Genomic DNA, 20526 nt, shown 5'->3' with positions numbered 1-20526 from the left:
GGTTGGTGAGTGAGTACCGCTCACCTCTCTACCATCAGCGATTACATCAAGACCTTCAGGTAATTGTGTATTCTGAGTAAGCTTGCGGATAAATCTTTTTCAGCCACTAAAGTGGCTACTACAAACAAAACTAACAAATAAACCCCCCGGATTCCGGGGGGTAGGAGAGATCTCAAAGGAGGAGAGATCAAACCTTCGCTTCTTCTTTCACCAACTTATCCCAACCCAAATCCTTGAGGCTGTTATTGCGACGCAGGGGACGAGTGGCTAACTCCAGAATATCCCGCGCATTCGTAAAGCCGTGAATCTGAGCAAATGTAAACTCAACGGACCACTTGGTATTAATTCCTCGCGCTTCTAAGGGATTCGCATGTGCCATTCCGGTAATTACTAAGTCCGGATTCAACTCATAAATCCGCTGAATTTGATTGTAGTTATCTGGTTTCTCAATAATCTTTGGCGTCGGTACTCCCATCTCATGGCAGGTTTTCTCCAGCAGATCCAATTCCGCCTTCTGATACCGCTTATCCATGTAGGGAATGCCAATTTCTGGACAAGTCATCCCACAGCGGATTAAGAAACGAGCCAGGGATATTTCTAGCAAGTTATCCCCCATGAAGAAAACCGACTTACCGCGTACTAACTTGACATATTCTTCCAGGTTTTCCCAAATATGCGCTTCCCGTTCATCTAACCCTTTCGGTTCAATTCCAAATACGGAACAAATCTTTTCAATCCAGGCGCGAGTTCCATCGGGACCAATGGGGAACGGTGCGCCAATTAATTTACACTTGCGGCGACGCATTAAGGTGGTGGCGGTGCGGCTTAAGAAGGGGTTGACACCAGAGACATAATACCCTTCTTCAATTACGGGGAGTTCGGTGTAGCGCTTCGCGGGTAACCAACCAGAAACTTTAATTCCTTGCTTCTTCAGTTCTAGGGTAAGGTTCGTCACCACGGGGTCAGGTAACGATCCAAATAATACTAGGGGAGGATGATCCACATACTCCGATTCTTCCGCCGCAACGTCTTCTTTCTGGCGTCCGAAGTTGAGGAGTTTGGAAATTGCATTCCGTTCTTCTTTTTCGGCTTCTACCTTGGGTGCTTCTTTCGGACATTTGTGCGCCATCGCCGCCAGAACAGTATCTTCCCCTTGAGTGAACGCATAGTCCAACCCATTCGCCCGCGCTGTTACAATGGGAATCCCAATCTCGCTTTCCAACTTCGGCGCTAAGCCTTCCAAATCCATCTTGATGATTTCGGTGGTGCAGGTGCCAATCCAGACAATGACACTGGGGTTGCGATCGCGCTTAATCTGTAAACATAACCGCTTCAGTTCTTCGTAGTCATTCAGTTGGGCGGAAATATCTCCTTCTTCCAATTCCGCCATCGCATAACGGGGTTCAGCAAAAATCATCACCCCCATGGCATTTTGCAGGAAATAACCACAGGTTTTGGTGCCAATGACTAAGAAGAAACTATCTTCAATCTTCTGATAAAGCCAAGCTACACAGCTAATCGGGCAAAATGTATGGTAATTTCCAGTTTCGCATTCAAACTCTAGCGATTGGGGGTTTTGAAGCGCAGTCATAATTAATTCTCCTCTCCTCGTTTTTTGGGGAAGTCTCTACAAGTATCGATATAAGACGTCAACAGTCACTGATGGTTAATGGACTCATACCCTTTAGTCTTCTTGATCACACGTAGGATTCGGGCGGGTTTACTGACTGGGAAGGTTTCTTGCATCCGATCAGGGTAAAACCCGCCCCTACAAATCCATGTATTTCTTCTGTGTCGTTGCTGAAACCCAATGGGTATGACAATAACCAATGACCAATGACCAATGACCAATGACCAATGACTAAACCATCATCAGGTCAAGTTCTTCTTCCTCTGACGTTACCTTGGGTTTTTGAGGATTCAGGTAGAAGTCAGACAGTAAAGAGAACAACTCGCGATCGGGGGAGTCGTTGGGAATGACTCCTTCTGGACGTGCCAATACTTGATCGGCAATATTCAGATAGTAATCACACACAGGTGTCAGAGACGGATCAGTTTCTGCCATTTCAAAAATGGTTTTCCCTTTAACCCGCGAAATGCGAATATCTTCAATTAAAGGCAGAATCTCCAACACGGGAATGGGTACAGCTTCAATATACTTGTCGATTAGATCCCGCTTCGAGGTACGATTCCCGATCAGCCCAGCTAGGCGTAAGGGGTGGGTACGGGCTTTTTCACGTACAGACGCCGCAATTCGGTTCGCCGCAAATAACGCATCAAAGCCGTTATCGGTAACGATCATGCAGTAGTCGGAATAGTTTAGAGGTGCAGCGAATCCCCCACAAACGACGTCACCGAGAACGTCAAATAGAATTACATCGTACTCGTCAAACGCATTAAGTTCCTTGAGTAGCTTCACTGTCTCACCGACAACGTAGCCACCGCAACCTGCACCAGCGGGTGGTCCACCTGCTTCGACGCAATCAACGCCGCCATAACCTTTATAGATAACGTCTTCGGGCCAAACGTCTTCGTAGTGATAATCCTTTTCCTGAAGCGTATCGATAATCGTGGGAATGAGGAAGCCTGTCAGGGTAAAGGTGCTGTCATGTTTCGGATCGCAGCCAATTTGCAACACCTTTTTGCCGCGTCTGGCTAAAGCTACGGAGATATTACAGCTTGTTGTGGACTTACCAATACCGCCTTTTCCATAAACTGAGAGTTTCACGCTTCGTCGTCTCCTATCGTTTGGATCAAAACTGGAATGTTGTCGTAGCTATTAAATGAGCTGGCATCTAGGCTTGGGCTGAGTCGTCAGCCGTTGCTTACTGCCTGCTAATCGCATTATTGACATAACTCCCTGAGAAATGAAAGGGGGTGTGGGAATGGGATGGGCTTTAAATCTAAATCAGATAACGCCTATCAATGCTTAAAGGCTTTTATCGCTTCAGATTGCCTATGAAGCCAATTTAATCAAATTATTCCAATTTTGTGTATTTTTTTAAAATAAATATGAACAAAAGCAAAAATACAGGAATAGACTTCAAGCCTGACTAAGCTGGCTCACGCTAGCAACCTGACTCCAGCTCAACGCTGACGGGAAATCGGGGATATAGGTGGGGTTTGACGCGATCGCATCCTTTCAGTCTGATCCACCCTGATCCCCAAAAACCCTAGATTTACGTCAGTTAGAGAACGTGCGATCGCAGGTTTGGTGAACTCCGGCAAGATTGTTGTAAATAAAGATTAATTTTTGTAGCAGTGATTACACTCACCGCGATCGCCCACCACTTGCATAGGTTAAAGCCTATGGTTGCGATATAAATATACCTATGCTCGAAAAACTAATGGTGTTGAGATCGTTCACCGGAGAAAGGCGGGGCGGGTTTAGTCACATTTGGGTGCAACTAAAAAGATAAATAGTGAAACCCGCCCCTACGCACGCGCCAGGTTCCCTATTGTTTTTTTGATAGCATCAGGATAACCACAACCCAACAGAAAAGCCGCCACGCTGGTTTACTACTAAAATAAGATTACTAGCGATCCTTTAACTTCAGGCTTAACCGGGATAAATCTATGAAATTTATCAGCCCTAAAGTCGATTATGCCTTGAAAAAAATATTTGGTTCTGAACAGAGCAAAGATATTTTAATTAGCTTTCTCAACGCGATTATTTATGGAGGGAATAAAACTATTCAATCGTTAACCATTGTCAATCCCTATAATCCGGGTCAGGCAATGAGCATAAAAGATACTTATTTAGATATAAAAGCTGTTCTAGCTAATGGTTCAGTCGTTATTATTGAAATGCAAATAGCGCGGGTAACAGCTTTTAGCAAACGGGTCGTCTACAATCTGGCTAAAGCGTATAGTAATCAATTAGGAATCGGAGAAAATTATTTAACTCTCAACCCAGTTATCGCTGTAACGATAACCGATTTTGTTTTGTTCAATGCTAGCCAAGATGTAATCAATCAGTTTGTTTTTCAGGAAAAAAATCATAAGTTTGAATATCCTGATCCAGAATTACAGTTAATTTTCGTAGAACTCCCGAAATTCCACAAAAGCTTATCAGAGTTAACAAGTTTGAGCGATAAATGGATTTACTTCCTTAAAGAAGCAGCTCATCTAGATAACATCCCTGATAGTTTAGGGGAAGTAGCTGAGATAGAAGTGGCTTTAAACATTGCCAACCAAGCCAAAATGACCTCAGAAGAGTTAGACATTGTGGAACGGCGAGGGATCATGTTGCAGGATGAGAAAGGGCGGATAACGTATGCAGCAGAACAAGGGGAAGCAAAAGGAAGAGAGAAAGGACGTTTGCAAGAAGCGATCGCTCTAGTTATGCGTCTACTTAAAAAGCGTTTTGGAGAACTGCCAGAGGCGATAAGTACCAAAATTGAAAGCTTGCCTTTACAAGAGTTAGAAAATTTAACCGAGGAGATTTTAGATTTAAATCGTTTAGAGGATTTGGAACGTTGGTTAGACGAACATTCGCCGTCTTAATAAGTTATACCAAATCCCCTTAGTTAACCTCCTTGATAACTGGGATAAGCTGTCATGCATTTTAATGGGGTATTAGTAGCGAGCCAGATGCTCGCACACCAAGGATTTCGTCGTTATTGACATTAAGGTTTAAATGCTGAATAGCTTAACGTTTCAATCGTTTACGTCGAGTACGACGCCGCAAGACTTGTGCTAATACAGTGGCTTCCCGTTCAGCTTTGAATAAATCGACCGATCGCGACGTCAGTAGAAATGCACCCGATGGTTTGTACTGCACCAAAGGTAACTTCGTGATCTGATATTCACAAACATTAGGGATAATCGCCTGTGTTGACGAGTTCTGAACCTTTTGGAGTGTTGTCCAATCCGCATTAACTTGTGACGCGATCGCTTTGAGTTCTAACAAGGCGGCTTCTAACTCTGTTGATAGCTGATTAATATGGGATGCTTGATACTCTAACTGTTTCCATCCGTCTCTAGTTCGTTGCTGTAGCATCCGCACAGACGAATCAAGCTCAAAGGATAAAGGCGGTTGAGACTTCACGGGTTGAGGGGATGCCTTGATTGCCTTTCGGGGAACTGGGTAAGGGGAACGGTAACGCCTGCGAGGTGGCTTTTTTAAGACGCGAGGGGGTTGACGCTGCATGAACTGGGAACGCAGGAATTGAAGTCCGGTTTGCAGTGTTTTCATGAGGATCACGCTGTAATTTGGTACAAATGTACTATATCGAGCGTGAAATAGCAAGAGGTTATCAAGAAACACCGTTAGTCAATCGCCAAAACCCTGTAGAGACGTTGCATGCAACGTCTCTACTAAGAATCCCCCCTTTTACTAGAAAAGAGGGGACTCCCAAGGAATAGATTTAGGATTAGATAGATAGTTCAGTTAGAGCTTCTGTATAGGATTCGCTGGTTGAATAAGTGAGTTGAATTTACCAGCACTTTTATAGTAAGCCCCTAATTTGCTGATTGCCAATAAAAAATGGTCATCTTTATAAAAACTTTATAGATATCACGATTTGCTTTATCAGAACTTAATATTTAACATCTGATATAGACAATAAGGGCGGCTAGGAGAACATCCTCAACGCGAATGCACATCCCCGCCGCCCTTGTGATGATGACAAGAGAAAGGATTACGGTGCTAAAGCGTTTCCGCGCAACAGACTACCAATCGTCTTGGCAGTAATTTTAAGCTGCACTAAAGGATTAGCAGGTACAACTGTTTTGTACAAGTAACTGTCAAATGTGAGTCGCTGCACATCCAGATCTGAACACATCTCTACAAACGCTTCACGAGTCGCATCGGAGCGATAGAAGACGGTTTGCAGAATATCCAGCACCTTATAGGTGATGCCATACTTCTTATCCCAGCGCTTGAGATAAAGCTTGAGGTCATCTTCCGTGGGAATGCGAGTTCCGCCATTAGAAGTTTCGACAATGGTTTCGGCGCACATCCGTGCTGATTTGGCGGCAAAGTAAATCCCTTCACCCGACGATTTCGTAACCGTTCCCGCCGCGTCTCCAACTAAAGCCACTCGACCCACGACTCGGCGAGGTCTGGGATGTTCTGGAATCGGGTGTGCCTCAACTTTGATGATTTCACCACCGACGAGTTTCTTGGCTGCACGAGCGCGAATCCCTGCCTGTAGCTTTTTAATTTTGGCTTGGTTCACCTTCATCGTACCCGTGCCAACGGCAACATGGTCGTATTTGGGGAAGACCCAAGCGTAGAAGTCAGGAGAAACGTCGTTACCTACATACATTTCTGCCAGGTCTTCGTAGTAGTTCATCATGTCCCCTGGTAGGCGAATCCGCTCTTGGAACGCGATCGCATAATTGTAGTCCCCGGCGTCAATTGCCTTAGCCACGCGGGAATTCGCGCCATCAGCCCCAATCACTAGGTCTACTTTCAGGGTTTTTTGTACGCCACTGAGACTCCCATCGGAATGGTCAGCGTAGTGAAGGGTATAGGGTTGTGTATTACTTGTGGGAATATCGAGTTTATGAACAGTGCCATTAATTAAAGTTGCACCCAGCTTGGCAGCGCGGTTCCGCATGAAGCCATCTAGGACTTCCCGGCGACACATGCCAATATATTCGTCTTCTTTTACCAGGTTGATATCCACCTCTATATTCGATGGCGAGATCATCTTCATCTTTCTGACTCGCCGATCAATAATTTCAGGTGGCAGGTCAAATTCACTAACCATACAGAGCGGAATGGCTCCGCCACAGGGTTTAGCATTGTCTAGCTTGCGCTCAAACAAGTAGGTTTCGATTCCGGCTTTTGCTAAAGTCTCTGCGGCAGACGAGCCAGCAGGTCCTGAACCAACAACTGCAACCCTTAGTGCAGGCATGTTTTCTCCCAATCGTTTTCGAGGTACGGATTGCATGGTATCACGGACTTTTGGCGATTTCATCCGCAATGTGCGATCGCGGCTCATTTTGAAATACAGCTTAACAATTGTCTTCACAAAGCTTAATATTTTGTCCGTTGTCCTTGGTCTTATGTTCCAGGAAAGGTATCTGCATCGTTACAATTGAGACAAACTGTTCAGTCCCATACTGATATGTCAGCACCTTTGTCACAACAACCGACAAGACAAATACTGGTATGTCAGCACCGTACTTGCCGCAAACAAGGTGCAGCCAAAGTCTTGGCAGCATTTCAGGCTTTACCTGTTAATGGGGTGATAGTTAGCGGTAGCCGTTGCCTGGGAGAATGTGGCAATGGTCCGATGGTCGTGGTTTTACCCGAAGAAACATGGTATTGTCGGGTTCACCCCGATGAAGTCCCCGCCGTAGTAGAACGGCATCTCAAAGACGGACAACCTGTGAAGGTGATGCTTTATCAGAAATATCATTAACTCCAGAAAGACAGGAGACCAATTCACCTTTGTAGGTTGGGTTGAGGAACGAAACCCAACATTGAGGAAAGAAACCCAACAGGTGCAGGTTAGCCTTTTGGTTTGTCCTAATCGATGTGTCTACTGCTATATAAGAAAACAAGGGCGGGTTTTGTTGAAAGGTTATCGGTAGATACAACAATTAAAGGCTAAACCCGCCCCTACTAACTCCCCTGGTACTCGTGGGTTAAAAAGGGAACATCCACAACTTCACCCTCAATCTCTCCCACCTTAACCTTAAGCCCAACACCCCCAGCTTTAGTGCGGATATAGGCTAAACCGATGCAACCGTGTTCCGTTGGCGTACAACTGGTTAACTTGCCGACTTTTTCCCCATCCATGGTGATTACGGTTCCCGGTTCCACAGGTGCTGGTAAACGCACTCCCCACAACTGCTGCTTGACGCCTTTGTAAGTATTTAATCGCGCGATCGTTTCCTGACCGATGTAACATCCTTTATCAAAGGAAATCGTAGTCCACAAGCCCGCTTCTAGGGGATTGTAATCCTCTGTCAGTTCATAATCAGGAAGCGGACGCCCTTGTTCAATTCGCAACTGCTGCCATACGCGATCGCCCATTGGTGTAGTATCGGTGGTAGTTAAGGTTTGCCAAAGCTGTGCCGCATCGCTGGCGGGGACAATTAGGGTATATCCAGGGAGTGCCAAACCACTGCCTCTAGCAATTCGCACTTCAATATCATTTAGCGTGAGGTGTTGATGACTGGCATACGCCTCACCAATCGACAACTGCACACCTAGCTTGGTCAAAAGGGTATCACTTTCGGGTCCAACTAGGCTAAAAATAGCAGTCTCATTCGAGATATCTCCCAATTCCACCCGATCCATGGGAAAGATATAGCGATCCAACCATTCTAGTAACTGTTGACGCCGATTGGGAGATACCAATAGTAATACCGCATCTTCAGTAACGTAAGCGGTTACCAGATCAATAGTACGGGCAGTTGAGGTCACAAAAACGGTATCACAACCCTGTCCTGGTTTCAGGTTTTGGAAATCATTGGTACTTTGATTATGCAAAAAGCGCAGTCTATCCTCATCGGAGATTTTCAGCAGTCCCCAATGGGATAAGTCAACTAAAGCCACCCCTTGACGCGCTGCTTGTAGGGCGGCTGCATCATTGCCGAAACTGGCTGGTACTTGCACCTGGGCTGGATCAAAGGTTGCTCCTGCACTACACTGCATCTCTTGTAAGGCTTGGCTCATACATCAAATCCTGTGGTTAACCCAATACGGCTTGGTTAATCAAAATTGTAGAGTAAAAGATGAATAGGGAAAACAGTCGTTCGTTGGCAATAGTTTATTTCCACTGACCTACTTATACTTCTATTTAGTTCATGATTAAAGATCATCCAAAGGATTGGGACGAGGATTGAAGGGACGATTTTGGGGTACTACGGTGAAATAAGGATTGAGGAACTCTTCCTCCACCCAACCTGAATGGTAATTCAGCTTAGTGGTCGTTTCTGTTAATTCCACTACGTTCAGATCACCCCGCAAGACGTTCATATTGGCAGGCTTTTCCCCTGTCCATTGATCCTGATCGGATACAATTCCCAGAGGTCCACCACCAAAGAAATTTAGGGCGACTTGATCAAAACCGCGCACAAAGCGATCGCCTTGCCAATGCCATTCGTGTCCCGCCCAGTATAAAGGTGGTTGCCAGGGACGAGGTTGCCATGATGACCCATATTTCTCAGACCAAGAACTCGTCCCCTCGTCTAAGGTGACGGTAAAGCCATTCTCATACCGAACTTCATACCGCCCTTTTTGGGTTTGGTAGTCCAACGGAGACCACCATAACACCTCTACCGTGTCTCCCACCTGATCTGGGTCAAGGGTAACGGCTGGAGTTTCCGCTAATAAACGGCGGTAAATCGGTAATCCCTGACTCGGTAGTTTCGCCTTTGCTGCAAATCGCCAACACGACCAATTTCCAGGATTATCTGCCCCTTGCCAACGAACCTGGCAAACCCCGTTTCCGGTTCCCACCCAGAGGCGATCGCCTTCTAAGTGCAGTTGATCAGGAATTGCCCCAATAATCGGACTATTGCGGACGGTGTAGGAAGTAATTGTTCCGGATTTGAGACTAGGGGGAGAAGGACGATAGGCGACTAATTCCATTCCGGATAGATAGGGATTCCCTTCGCCACTGATTTGAGTTCCCAGCCAAAAGACTGGATTGCTAGGATCTCCGGCGATGACAAAATCAGTAATTTGTTGCCCTTGAATTTCTTCAGGTTGAATCGCCACCAACTCATTAATATCGGGATTGTAACCAACCATCGTGGCGATACCACTAAATCCTTCCCCTTGTTCCGATGCGACGGACCAAAATAGGCGATCCGCATAACTGAGGGCGGAGGTAATTCGAGGAACTCCCAAGGAAAATCCGACTTCAGCCTGCCTTACCTGGTCTAAGGTATAGAGGGGGTGACGTTGGGGTTGTTCGCTATTGGGAGTAATTAGTTCAAAGACAACCGTTTCGGGTTCAATTCCTTGCGCTTCATTGCCAAAGGGATTCGGTTCGAGAATGACGCGATATTGATAAGATTTTCCGTTCAGTTCAATAGTTTGATAGGGAGGGTTCTGGATATTTTCTGAGAATTGTTCAGGATTATTAGCTGTCTGGAATTCAGGGGCTAACGTTCCCGGTTCTACTGTCCAAGTGCGATCAAATCGGCAAAATACAATATCATACTGCTGCGTCTGGAAGGTAATCGTATCAGCATCTGTAATAATATCGTGAATGTGATAATCAAATTGCTGATACAGTCCCTCATCATTAGCAGACGCGATCGGTAGGGGTTCAGTTTGGCTAGGGCAATTAGCGGGATTCCTGATGGCTTGAGAGGAAATGTTCACCGGGGTGGTGCAACTCTGGAGTAATCCGATAATCGCCAAAATAGGTAAGATAGGTTTCATATAAAAAGCACCAGAACTATTATTCTTAAAGACGAATTTCAGGACTTAGCGTTCCAATTTGTCATTCGTCATTGGTCATTGGTCATTTGTTACTAGACAGGGAAGGAAGAACCGGGAACCGGAAAAAGTAACAAAGATTAATACAGCTTAATACAGCCATTGTGTAATAGTCAGGGCGGGTTTGGTTTTCTCTAGTGGCGTGGCACACCTAATTTGGTGAATTAGAATTGTAGGGGCGCACCGACGTGCGCCCAATTTCACCGTCAAATCTATGCTAGGTGAGGTTAGACATGGTATCAGACATCATTGTAGGGTGACTCTCTTCGTCGCTACTTGGTGAAATTTACTCCGACAAAGGTTATTTATAATTCTGGAGAAATTTTCCCCACTCCACCGCCAGAGGAACTTCGGTAAACGGAACCTGAACTGTGGATTCTGGGAGAAGAAACTCTAGTGCGATCGCGCGACCTTTTTTGGGCGGATTCTCTAAGGTAACAATTTGCCCATCAACTACCAGTTTAATGCTTTGGACATCATTCAGAGAAAAGGTTTCTATATCCACCGGACCCGAACGAGTCGGTTTTCCCCAGGTCAGATTCTTTCCCTTTTGTCCCAGTACCGCATAAATATCATATTTTGCCCGTTCAAATTGTTCTGCCCATACACGATATGCCTCAACTTTTTGATATTCATTCCAACCTGACCAAGCTAGCCAAATAAATATAGCGAGTAAGGGTAACCAGAGTAAACCACGTTCCATGTTCTTGTTAATCTATAAATAAACCAAAATACTCTAAGTAGTCGGACACAACAAAACAGCACGTCCACGCTAGTTTTGTCAACCAGCCTCAACCTCTTACAAAAGACCAAGGACAAATGACAAAGGACGAATGACCAACACTTACTGCACTAATTCTAATTCCTTTAAAGCCCTCTCCAACGCCGCCGTTTCAAAATTGAGTGTCAACGCCCCATGAAAATTTGGTTTTACGGTAATATCATCTACAGTGTAAACATTGACAAAGCCAAACTGGACGGCTTTAATCTCAGTTTTGCGAGGAATCACATCCACATATTTTTTAAGATAATCTTTACTCACATTGACTGCCACATCAATCCGATGATAGTTCCCCACATTGACAAAGCCAAACATTTTGATATCAACTTGAGATTGTTCTTCATTTAGCTTCTCTTGTAAGGTAAATGCCCCGGTTTCAATTAATTCCTCCATCTGGTCTATGTCTGCCAAATTTTTCTTGTAGACTGCCAATAACTGCGCGATTGTAGCGTCATCCTGATTCTCAAGTACGAGATCGAGATTCACACCTAACTTTTCTTCCTTAACTGTTGCCTTAAGGAACGCGATCGCGTGATTCTTAAGTTCTGTTTGGTTTTGATTATCACCTTGAACCGCTCGATGTTTTTGGTTCCCCTTATCCAGTAAATTAAATTTTACAAAAAGCTTATCAATTCCCAAAATTTGCTTTTGAATCGCCAACACCAGCATGGAGCGGAGGTTATACCGTAATTCTCCAATCGGATCAACTAACCACCAAATTTTGCGAATGTGCGAAAACCTGGGTAAATGGTTGCCGCGATGCCAGCGATATTTTAATTTCTGATAAGGCAGGTAGCGATCCAAAACTGCCATCTGCCAGTAGGGAATTTGAATCAACAGTTTGCCCGATTCAAACGTTAATTGATAGCGCAGATGGGATTCGACTTGAATCTCAACCTCATAAAGATGAAATAGACTGGTGCGCTGACCCAGTACCCCAATATGAAAATCTCGGAGAAAATAGACAACGGCATCGATCTGTTGTAAGATTTGTTTTTTGATGGGGTTGAGCGGCAAATCATCACCGAGTTTCAAGGAAATTTGGTAAGATCTCTCAAGAGGGCGTACCTGGCTAGGAGGAATCTGCCTCCGGTTCAATGAATCACTCACTGCCGGATTTTGATGCCGTAAAGCCTCGGTCGTATAGCTGGTAAACTCTTCAAGGAAAGCCGTATAAGCAGGATTGTTTGGTGGGAGTGTTTTTGCCATAATTTCAAATAAATTAAGAAGTATTATAAATTAGTATTGCCTAATTTTAGTTTAGCGTAAATTATGCTTATTCGAGGTAAGTCGAACTGCAAAGTATACACAATTCTTATTAATCTCTATCCCTATTGCATTCCTTAAGAGCGAGGCTTTTGTTGTCCTGTTCAAATTAAATTAAGCCGTATTTACTTGGAAATCTATGGAAAACCCAGAGCATTTCCCGAACTATTTACTTAAAATTAGCGCTGACCAGGTTCAGAGGATGAAAACTCACGCCGAAAGCACATACCCAGAAGAATGCTGTGGTTTGTTATTAGGTCAAATTAAGGGAGAGGTAAAAACGCTGGTTGAAGTCTCACCCACAGAAAACGCTTGGGATACTCAGGCGGCGGAAGCCTTTCAAGGGGTAAATGGTTCACCCCGTCAGTCAGGGACGAAACGGAATCAGTTTAGCATTGCCCCAGAGGTGATGTTGAGGGTTCAAAAGCAGGCACGCGATCGCGAATTAGATATCATTGGGATCTATCACTCTCATCCTGACCATCCAGCCATTCCCTCAGAATTTGATCGGGCGATCGCATGGCATCATTATTCGTATATTATAATTTCCGTTCAACAGGGTATAGCTTCTGACCTGAGAAGCTGGACTCTCGATCCCCATCACCAGTTTCAGCCTGAAGATATGATCACGGTAGAGGAACCGGGGAACGGGGGAGCAATGTAGAGACGTGCCATGGCACGTCTGGGAACTGGGGAAGCTGAGTAAGCTGGGGAGGTTAACTCACGCACCATGCCCTTGAACGAAGCTAAGGGTCACGCGCCATGCCCTCGAACCAAGTGCAGGGTCAAAACTTCCCCAATCACTGATCGCTAATCTTACCAAATTGCCATGTTAAATCCCAATCTGGAAGAAATCCAACTAACCAAAGAAGAATACGAACGATATTCTCGACACCTAATCTTGCCGGAAGTTGGACTAGAGGGACAAAAACGCCTCAAAGCGGCGAGTGTTCTCTGTATCGGTACCGGAGGACTCGGTTCACCCCTCTTACTGTACTTAGCCGCCGCCGGAATCGGACGTATCGGAATCGTAGATTTTGATATCGTTGATAGTTCCAACCTGCAACGTCAGGTAATTCACGGGACATCCTGGGTAGGGAAACCGAAAATTCAATCGGCAAAAACCCGGATTCTAGAAATTAACCCCTATTGTCAAGTTGATCTCTATGAAACCCGGCTGACATCAGAGAATGCGCTGGATATCGTGAAACCCTACGATGTTGTTGTCGATGGAACCGATAACTTTCCCACCCGTTACCTCGTCAATGACGCCTGTGTAATCCTGGGTAAACCTAATGTCTACGGTTCCATCTTGCGGTTTGAAGGACAAGCCAGCGTCTTTAACTACGAAGATGGACCCAATTACCGCGACTTGTTCCCCGAACCCCCACCACCCGGAATGGTTCCTTCCTGTGCAGAAGGTGGCGTTTTGGGTATTTTGCCCGGAATTATTGGACTCATCCAAGCCACGGAAGCCGTTAAAATTATCCTTGGTAAGGGGACAACCCTCAGCGGACGGTTGTTACTGTACAACGCCCTGGATATGAAATTCCGGGAACTGAAACTGCGACCGAATCCAGTACGCCCCGTTATCGAAAAATTAGTAGACTACGAACAATTCTGTGGTATTACCCAAGCCAAAGAACAGGAGGCGCAACGGTTAATGGCAATTCAAGAGATGACTGTTCAAGAACTCAAGCAATTGTTGGATAGTGACACCAAGGATTTTGTCCTCCTTGATGTCCGCAATCCCAATGAATACGAGATTGCTAAAATTCCCGGTGCTGTTTTAGTCCCATTACCGGATATTGAACAGGGTTCAGGTGTTGAAAAAGTTAAGCAACTCCTGAATGGTCACCGCTTAATTGCCCATTGTAAGATGGGAGGACGTTCGGCTAAAGCCTTGGGTATTCTCAAAGAATCCGGAATTGAAGGGATCAATGTCAAAGGAGGCATTACCGCTTGGAGTCGGGAAATTGATCCGTCCGTACCCGAGTATTAAGCCTTAGAAGCATTAGGGAATCGCCGAAACCTTTGATAGATCGTAGTGGCGTGGCACACCTTATTTGATGAATTAGAATGGGAGACCAGAAACCGTAGGGGCGCAAAGACTTGCGCCCGATTCAATGGTCAAATCTAATCCACAATTTTAGCTGTGCCACGCCGCCATCGTGGGTTTCGACTTCGCTCAACCCATCAGCATACCAGTCAGTGGCATTCGACTTAAGGGACTTGCGACTTAATAATGTACCAAGGAAGCTTGGCTAAGTTTATGAATTCAGCTTGCCTCACTGGTACTTTATTTTTACGCAGCTCCCTAAGTTGACACCCATGGGCTATGCAAGCATCTTGCTCGCTACTAATACGATTAATTTATTTAGGGCTTGCTGCATAAAATCCAAGCCTTTATATTTATCTCTTTACCAATGACGAATGACGAATGACGAATGACGAATGACAAATGACAAATGACAAATGACAAATGACAAATGACAAATGACAAATGACAAATGACAAATGACAAATGACAAATGACGAATATTCATGCTGAAAAAAAATAAACTCTTTCTACGGGTAACATTAGCCCTAATTGTTGTTCTAATGAGCGGGAGTGTCATCGCCTATTCTCTGTTCGTACAACACAATCTCTGGCTGGCAAAAGCACCAGTGGGGGCAAAACTCGTTCCTCAAGATACCCTGATCACAGCCTTAGTGTCTACAGATAGCGGTAAATGGCGACAATTGCAGCGATATGGCACACCCAACACTCTAGCGGCGTTCGTCAGACAACTCGCCCAGCTTGAGAAAAACCTGCTAACAGACAACGGCTACAACTACGAGGAAGATATCCAGCCGTGGTTAGGTGAAACGGTGATGATTGCCTATCGGGGGGATAGTACATCTGCACCCGAAACGGAACCGGAGCAAACGTCCCCTGTCACGCTACCGTTTATCAAACTCCCCGACTTAATTATCTTACCCATTAATAACCCCGCCCACGCTAAAGAAATTTGGGCTAAAACCACCTATCAGAAAGTGACTCAGTTTGGCGAAAGAACCTATCGCGGGGTTCAAATTCGCGAAACCCAAAAGCCCAATAGCCAAAACTATTCGGTTACAGTTTTGGAACGGTTTGTCGTGGTTACATCAAATCCCCAAACCATGGAACAGGTGATTGACACCTATAAAGGGGTGAAATCTGTGGCATCTACGCCGGGATATATTGAGGCTTTAGCCACAATTGACACCAGCCAGACGTTTGCTCAAGTGTACTTAAACCTACCCGCGTTCACCGCCACCGCTGCTGCCAACTCCACGCGATCGCTCCCGCCGGAACAGTTGGCTCAAAGGCAACCCCAGCAAGGGCTGGTGACGAGTATTTCCTTGGAATCGGATGGGATACGTTTTCGCGGCATGTCTTGGCTGAAACCGAATAGCCAAAACGCCTATCCCATAGAAAATACCAGTAGTCGTTTACCTAGACGCCTCCCTGCCAATACCCGATTAATGCTGAGTGGTAGTAATTTCGCCCAATTGTGGAATAGTTACGCCCAAAACGCCTCCGCTAATCCCCTGATCCCCATTCCCCCAGCGAATCTGAGTGCCGGGATACAGACAACTCTGGGCGTAGATGTACAAGAGGATTTATTACCTTGGATGGCAGGTGAATGGGTAATCGCCCTCATCCCCGCGACTGAGGATTTGCTCACACCCCCAGAAAACCAGCCGCCACCCATGCTAGGCGCAGGTATAACCGTAATGATTCTATCGAGCGATCGCGCGGCTACAGAAAAAGCATTTCAGCAGCTTGATCAAGTGATGGAAACTCGCTATCAGTTGACGGTGGAAAACACCCAACTTAATAATCAACCAGTGGTAAGGTGGACATCTCCCCTAGGAGGCATTACCGCTACCCACGGCTGGCTAGAAGGAAATATCGCATTTCTCACCTTCGGCGCACCCATTGCTGATGCCATTGTTCCTCAACCCCAAGCCCCCTTGACTCAAACACCACTGTTTCAGCAAATTGTACCCGCCAAACCCAGTCCCCACAATGGTCAAGTTTTCATTGAGGTTGAGCGCCTCTTAAATCGAGATAATTTAAATTTGCCTCAACTTCCCTCTCAACTTGATCAGATGATGCAAGCAATCCGCGCGATCGGTTTGACGACAGCCGTAGAAGATCAGCAAAATACACGTTTTGACTTATTTGTCAAGCTAAAAACGATACTACCGTCCAATCCAGTTCCGGTTCCTTCTTCTCCGATACCATCCCCTTGACTTGTCCTAAATCAGGGCAGATCTCCAATCTTTCCCATCTCCCAGACGTGCCACGGCACGTCTCTACAAACCCCTGCTCCCTCTGCTTCCCCTGCTCCCTCTGCTTCCCCTGCTCCCCCTGTTCCCATCCCCAACAAACCAGAAAATCGTTATGATAATGTTTTTCGCCTCTCGTCAAGGGCAACAATCCCGATAGGATAATAGAAACGCGGCAATTCATTTCTAAACGATTAAGTCGAGAAGCGTATTTATGGATCTAGTTTCACTCCAAAACAGCTTAGATAATATTTCATTTGCAGTTCTCCTAGTCACCATGCTCCTGTATTGGGTTGGTGCAGCTTTCAAGAACATCCCCTATCTGCCCACCTTGGGCGGAACGGGTATGATTATCGCCAACCTCTGTATCGCCGCCTTACTTGGTGCCCGTTGGCTGAGTGCGGGGTATTTTCCCTTAAGCAATCTCTATGAATCGCTCTTTTTCTTAGCCTGGGGCATCACCGCGATGCACCTGGTAGCCGAGAAAATGAGCGCCAGTCGTTGGGTGGGCGTGGTTACTTCCCCTGTCGCCATGGGAATTACCGCCTTTGCCGCCCTGTCATTACCATCTGATATGCAACAGGCGGAACCGTTAGTTCCAGCGCTGAAATCCAACTGGTTAATGATGCACGTCAGCGTGATGATGCTCAGTTACGCCACATTAATGGTGGGATCACTATTAGCGATCGCCTTTTTAGTCGTGACTCGGGGTCAAAATGTTGAACTGCGCGGGAGTTCCGTGGGTACAGGTGGCTTCCGCCGTAAACCGGAATCAACGGGGACGGCTTCCTATCAGCTTAAACGGAGTCAGGATAACCTCCAGCCCCAGGGTGGTGATAATGGGGCAATGGCGATGAGTTGGCAAGACACGTCAGGTTCGACCAGTACAGCCGTTCTGGAGGCTGTCACCTCTACGCCATCCTCCGCATCCGAGTTGGCTAGCGCCCCCACCCTTTCTCCCCAACGCCTCAACTTAGCGGATACGTTAGATAATATTAGCTATCGGATTATCGGGCTAGGATTTCCGTTGCTGACGATTGGCATTATTGCTGGTGCAGTTTGGGCAAATGAGGCATGGGGTTCCTATTGGAGTTGGGACCCAAAAGAAACCTGGGCATTAATTACCTGGCTAGTCTTTGCCGCTTACCTTCATGCTCGCATTACCCGAGGGTGGCAAGGACGCCGACCAGCAATTTTAGCGGCAACAGGATTTGTTGTAGTCTGGATTTGTTATCTTGGGGTGAATCTATTGGGTAAAGGATTACATTCCTACGGCTGGTTCTTCTAGGTATTCCAGGACTAATCAACGCGACGACCAAATCGCTTACTCCTGGATGATCCAGCGCATGACCCAATTTGTAAATCATTAAGCACACAAGTAGAACGTTAATCGGGGAAAATGGGCGTAGATAATCAGTTTGAGCCACTCGCTAGTGGTGAAGTCTTATCCGTTGACGAATCAGCGCAAATCTTAATTGGGCATCGTACCTTTCGAGTAAGCGAATTGGCGGACGCGATCAAAACGCAGCTTGAGCATGGGTTGAGCGAATGGACTCAAGACAAAAATGCCTGGTTTAGTGAGGAGGGTATCTCCTGTGAAGTCTTGCGATTTAGTTCCGGTGGCTGGCAAAAAGGCAAGGTGAGAATCAATCTGGAATTTTGTCCTCAGGTGGCTGAGGATGAAACACCAGTAGCACCCGTCAGTGGAGACACTGAGACTGAGGATGAGTTGGCTGAGGAAGAGTCCTCAATCAGCATGGATGAGGACTTTGATGTAGAACAGCCGTCGATGAGTCTGGATGAGGCGGATCATGAGTATGAATTATCTGCTGAGGATCAACAGCAAGACAGCCTCGGTGACTTCATGGATGAGGGGACAAGCTTTTCCATGGAGGGGCTAGAAGAAGAGGAGCCACCTGTTAGCTTTGAAAGCGACTTCGATGAACTCTCTGTCGAGGACGAGGAAGAGCCATCTGTCAGCTTTGAGAGCGACTTTGAGGAAATGTCTCCTGGTGAGGAGGAAGAGCCACTTGTCAGCTTTGAGAGTGATTTCGATGAAATGTCTCCCGGTGAGGAAGAAGAGTCACCTGTCAGCTTTGAAAGTGGCTTCGATGAACTTTCTGTCGAGGAGGAAGAGTCACCTGTCAGCTTTGAGAGTGATTTAGAGGAACTCTCTGCTGAGGAGGAAGATACATCAGCTAGCTTTGATGATGAATTTGATGAACTCTCCAGCAGCATCGAAGAAGAGTTGGAGATGGAAGAGGAAAGCACCAGCAACGACGAGGAGTTGCTAGATTTGGGATCGATTTCCACAGAAAGTGACAAGGAACTCGATTTTGATGAAACCTCTGCTAGTGATGAAGATGAGTTTGATTTAGGTGATTTTTCCTCCTTAGAGGAAGAGGAAGAGGAGGACAATGAGACAGACTCCCTTCTCGATGATGTTTGGCAAGAAATGAGTCAAGAAGGTTGGCAAAGTAATCAGTAACGTTTATCTCAAAACTCTACACCACCGCTTCTAAAAACCTAGACAAACCTACCCATAAGTAATTCTGTCTTGGTATAAGTCCACGGTGTAACTTTTGATCGATAACCCTTTTCTCTATTCACCAACGAATGACAAATGACAAATGACGAATGACGAAACGTTCAGATTGGACGCTACTTCACGCCCGTCTTCATCAAACGCTACGGCAAAGGCAGCTATTAGCGCCAAGTTGTCCTGTTTTGGTGGCGGTATCGGGGGGACAAGATTCCCTCTGTTTAATGAAACTGCTTTTAGATTTGCAGCCGAAGTGGAAATGGCAATTAGCGATCGCGCATTGTGATCACCGTTGGCCCGCAGACAAGGGGCTGGCAGATCACATTCAACAAGTGGCTCAGAGTTGGGCGATTCCTTTTTATCTGGAAGTTGCGGATCAAGTGACTCAAAGTGAGGGAGCGGCTCGACAATGGCGTTATCAGGCACTCGGTAAGATTGCTCAAACCTATCAATTTCAATATGTAGTCACGGCTCACACCCAGAGCGATCGCGCGGAAACGGTTTTGTATAATCTAATTCGAGGTACGGGGGTTGATGGTCTCCAATCCCTGACCTGGCAACGTCCTTTAGTAGCCGGGGTAAAGTTAGTACGCCCGTTGCTAGAGGTTACCCGTAGAGAAACGGGGGAGTTTGTGGAGCAACAGCACCTCCCGGTTTGGTTGGATGCCTATAATCAAGACCTTCGCTATGCTCGTAATCGCATTCGCCAAGAGGTACTGCCTTATCTAAAAACTCATTTTAATCCGAGGGTGGAAACTGCTCTGGGTCATACAGCGGAACTGTTACGCGCTGATGTGGAGTATCTAGAGACGGCGGCGCGATCGCTACGAGAGCAAGCCATGGGTTCTACGAGTGAGAATGAACCCACTACGACGCTCAAACTCAATCGTTTAATCTTACGACAAGCTGATCTCGCCCTACAGCGTCGTGCGATTCGCCAGTTTCTGACGATCGCCCAACCGACGGCTGCCAATTTTGAGCAAATTGAAGCGATTACGGCTTTAATTGATGCGCCCAATCGCTCTCGCACTTCATCCTTTCCCGGAGGAGCAAGCGCTCAAGTCGAAGGGGATTGGATTGTTTGGCAAACCAGTCTAGCGGACTAAGCTGTCACGCTTTCCCCACACCCCACACCCCACACCCCACACCCAACACCCAACACCCAACACCCGACACCCAACACCCAACACCCAACACCCTATACCC

General features: G+C 46.2%; 17 protein-coding genes. 8 read left to right on the top strand and 9 right to left on the bottom strand.

The genetic code is table 11. From position 1 onward, the window contains the following. Positions 1-187 precede the first annotated feature (187 nt). The 3 genes from RIG66_RS13245 to RIG66_RS13235 all read right to left on the bottom strand — a co-directional run bounded on the left by RIG66_RS13245 (position 188) and on the right by RIG66_RS13235 (position 3228). The gene (locus tag RIG66_RS13245) at positions 188-1591 is read right to left on the bottom strand and encodes a ferredoxin:protochlorophyllide reductase (ATP-dependent) subunit N (protein WP_446378702.1); all 1404 of its coding nucleotides are present in this window, start codon (positions 1589-1591) and stop codon (positions 188-190) included. A gap of 270 nt (positions 1592-1861) precedes the next feature. Then, complete coding sequence (bchL, locus tag RIG66_RS13240; protein WP_446378700.1) at positions 1862-2728, bottom strand: ferredoxin:protochlorophyllide reductase (ATP-dependent) iron-sulfur ATP-binding protein; 867 nt, start codon at positions 2726-2728, stop codon at positions 1862-1864. A 359-nt stretch (positions 2729-3087) separates the two neighbouring features. Next, entirely contained in the window at positions 3088-3228 is a 141-nt protein-coding gene (locus RIG66_RS13235) for a hypothetical protein (protein ID WP_446378698.1), read from the bottom strand. Positions 3229-3576: 348 nt separating this feature from the next. Here RIG66_RS13235 and RIG66_RS13230 point away from each other — a divergent pair, with 348 nt between their 5' ends. Then, complete coding sequence (locus RIG66_RS13230; RefSeq protein ID WP_446378696.1) at positions 3577-4506, top strand: Rpn family recombination-promoting nuclease/putative transposase; 930 nt, start codon at positions 3577-3579, stop codon at positions 4504-4506. A gap of 145 nt (positions 4507-4651) precedes the next feature. Here the strand turns inward: RIG66_RS13230 and RIG66_RS13225 are convergent, their stop codons facing one another. Both RIG66_RS13225 and chlP read right to left on the bottom strand, forming a co-directional pair. Beyond that, on the bottom strand, positions 4652-5197 hold the full coding sequence (locus tag RIG66_RS13225; protein WP_446378694.1) for a hypothetical protein: 546 nt from the start codon (positions 5195-5197) through the stop codon (positions 4652-4654). 445 nt (positions 5198-5642) lie between these two features. Next, entirely contained in the window at positions 5643-6866 is a 1224-nt protein-coding gene (chlP, locus tag RIG66_RS13220; RefSeq protein ID WP_446378725.1) for a geranylgeranyl reductase, read from the bottom strand. Between the two features lie 213 nt (positions 6867-7079). On the opposite strand from chlP, the gene RIG66_RS13215 reads away from it, so the two are divergent. Then, entirely contained in the window at positions 7080-7376 is a 297-nt protein-coding gene (locus RIG66_RS13215) for a (2Fe-2S) ferredoxin domain-containing protein (RefSeq protein WP_446378692.1), read from the top strand. Between the two features lie 203 nt (positions 7377-7579). On the opposite strand, the gene ygfZ is transcribed toward RIG66_RS13215, so the two are convergent. From ygfZ to RIG66_RS13195, 4 genes are all read right to left on the bottom strand, one after another. Next, positions 7580-8638, bottom strand: a complete 1059-nt coding sequence (gene ygfZ, locus RIG66_RS13210; RefSeq protein WP_446378690.1) for a CAF17-like 4Fe-4S cluster assembly/insertion protein YgfZ — start codon at positions 8636-8638, stop codon at positions 7580-7582. Between the two features lie 135 nt (positions 8639-8773). Next, complete coding sequence (locus RIG66_RS13205) at positions 8774-10357, bottom strand: hypothetical protein (protein WP_446378688.1); 1584 nt, start codon at positions 10355-10357, stop codon at positions 8774-8776. Positions 10358-10715: 358 nt separating this feature from the next. Further along, a complete protein-coding gene (locus RIG66_RS13200; RefSeq protein ID WP_446378686.1) occupies positions 10716-11117 on the bottom strand; it encodes a hypothetical protein in 402 nt (133 codons plus the stop codon). A gap of 141 nt (positions 11118-11258) precedes the next feature. Then, positions 11259-12404 carry a hypothetical protein gene (locus RIG66_RS13195; protein WP_446378684.1) on the bottom strand — a complete coding sequence of 382 codons (1146 nt, stop codon included), beginning with the start codon at positions 12402-12404 and terminating at the stop codon, positions 11259-11261. A gap of 196 nt (positions 12405-12600) precedes the next feature. Between RIG66_RS13195 and RIG66_RS13190 the strand changes: the two genes are divergently transcribed. The 6 genes from RIG66_RS13190 (at position 12601) to tilS (ending at position 20426) form a co-directional block, all read left to right on the top strand. Next, positions 12601-13125: a Mov34/MPN/PAD-1 family protein gene (locus RIG66_RS13190; protein ID WP_446378682.1), complete on the top strand. Its 525-nt coding sequence runs from the start codon at positions 12601-12603 to the stop codon at positions 13123-13125. Between the two features lie 165 nt (positions 13126-13290). Continuing rightward, entirely contained in the window at positions 13291-14463 is a 1173-nt protein-coding gene (gene moeB / locus RIG66_RS13185) for a molybdopterin-synthase adenylyltransferase MoeB (RefSeq protein ID WP_446378680.1), read from the top strand. Positions 14464-15005: 542 nt separating this feature from the next. Next, positions 15006-16742 carry a DUF3352 domain-containing protein gene (locus RIG66_RS13180; protein WP_446378678.1) on the top strand — a complete coding sequence of 579 codons (1737 nt, stop codon included), beginning with the start codon at positions 15006-15008 and terminating at the stop codon, positions 16740-16742. A 250-nt stretch (positions 16743-16992) separates the two neighbouring features. After that, on the top strand, positions 16993-18066 hold the full coding sequence (gene ccsB / locus RIG66_RS13175) for a c-type cytochrome biogenesis protein CcsB (protein ID WP_446378676.1): 1074 nt from the start codon (positions 16993-16995) through the stop codon (positions 18064-18066). Between the two features lie 111 nt (positions 18067-18177). Continuing rightward, entirely contained in the window at positions 18178-19266 is a 1089-nt protein-coding gene (locus RIG66_RS13170; RefSeq protein ID WP_446378674.1) for a KGK domain-containing protein, read from the top strand. Positions 19267-19415: 149 nt separating this feature from the next. Further along, on the top strand, positions 19416-20426 hold the full coding sequence (gene tilS, locus RIG66_RS13165) for a tRNA lysidine(34) synthetase TilS (protein ID WP_446378672.1): 1011 nt from the start codon (positions 19416-19418) through the stop codon (positions 20424-20426). The last annotated feature ends 100 nt before the right edge of the window (positions 20427-20526 follow it).

The sequence above is a fragment of the Coleofasciculus sp. E2-BRE-01 genome, assembly GCF_040221695.1.
Lineage (GTDB): Bacteria > Cyanobacteriota > Cyanobacteriia > Cyanobacteriales > Coleofasciculaceae > Coleofasciculus.
The sequence above is the reverse complement of the archived record's forward strand: the minus strand, read 5'-3'. Positions and strand labels throughout refer to the sequence as shown.

Coding starts and splice junctions, on each gene's coding strand:
- RIG66_RS13245 (WP_446378702.1), bottom strand. CDS start 1,591: ATGACTGCGCTTCAAAACCCCCAATCGCTAGAGTTTGAATGCGAAACT.
- RIG66_RS13230 (WP_446378696.1), top strand. CDS start 3,577: ATGAAATTTATCAGCCCTAAAGTCGATTATGCCTTGAAAAAAATATTT.
- RIG66_RS13225 (WP_446378694.1), bottom strand. CDS start 5,197: ATGAAAACACTGCAAACCGGACTTCAATTCCTGCGTTCCCAGTTCATG.
- chlP (WP_446378725.1), bottom strand. CDS start 6,866: ATGCCTGCACTAAGGGTTGCAGTTGTTGGTTCAGGACCTGCTGGCTCG.
- RIG66_RS13215 (WP_446378692.1), top strand. CDS start 7,080: ATGTCAGCACCTTTGTCACAACAACCGACAAGACAAATACTGGTATGT.
- ygfZ (WP_446378690.1), bottom strand. CDS start 8,638: ATGAGCCAAGCCTTACAAGAGATGCAGTGTAGTGCAGGAGCAACCTTT.
- RIG66_RS13205 (WP_446378688.1), bottom strand. CDS start 10,357: ATGAAACCTATCTTACCTATTTTGGCGATTATCGGATTACTCCAGAGT.
- RIG66_RS13200 (WP_446378686.1), bottom strand. CDS start 11,117: ATGGAACGTGGTTTACTCTGGTTACCCTTACTCGCTATATTTATTTGG.
- RIG66_RS13195 (WP_446378684.1), bottom strand. CDS start 12,404: ATGGCAAAAACACTCCCACCAAACAATCCTGCTTATACGGCTTTCCTT.
- RIG66_RS13190 (WP_446378682.1), top strand. CDS start 12,601: ATGGAAAACCCAGAGCATTTCCCGAACTATTTACTTAAAATTAGCGCT.
- moeB (WP_446378680.1), top strand. CDS start 13,291: ATGTTAAATCCCAATCTGGAAGAAATCCAACTAACCAAAGAAGAATAC.
- RIG66_RS13180 (WP_446378678.1), top strand. CDS start 15,006: ATGCTGAAAAAAAATAAACTCTTTCTACGGGTAACATTAGCCCTAATT.
- ccsB (WP_446378676.1), top strand. CDS start 16,993: ATGGATCTAGTTTCACTCCAAAACAGCTTAGATAATATTTCATTTGCA.
- RIG66_RS13170 (WP_446378674.1), top strand. CDS start 18,178: ATGGGCGTAGATAATCAGTTTGAGCCACTCGCTAGTGGTGAAGTCTTA.
- tilS (WP_446378672.1), top strand. CDS start 19,416: ATGACGAAACGTTCAGATTGGACGCTACTTCACGCCCGTCTTCATCAA.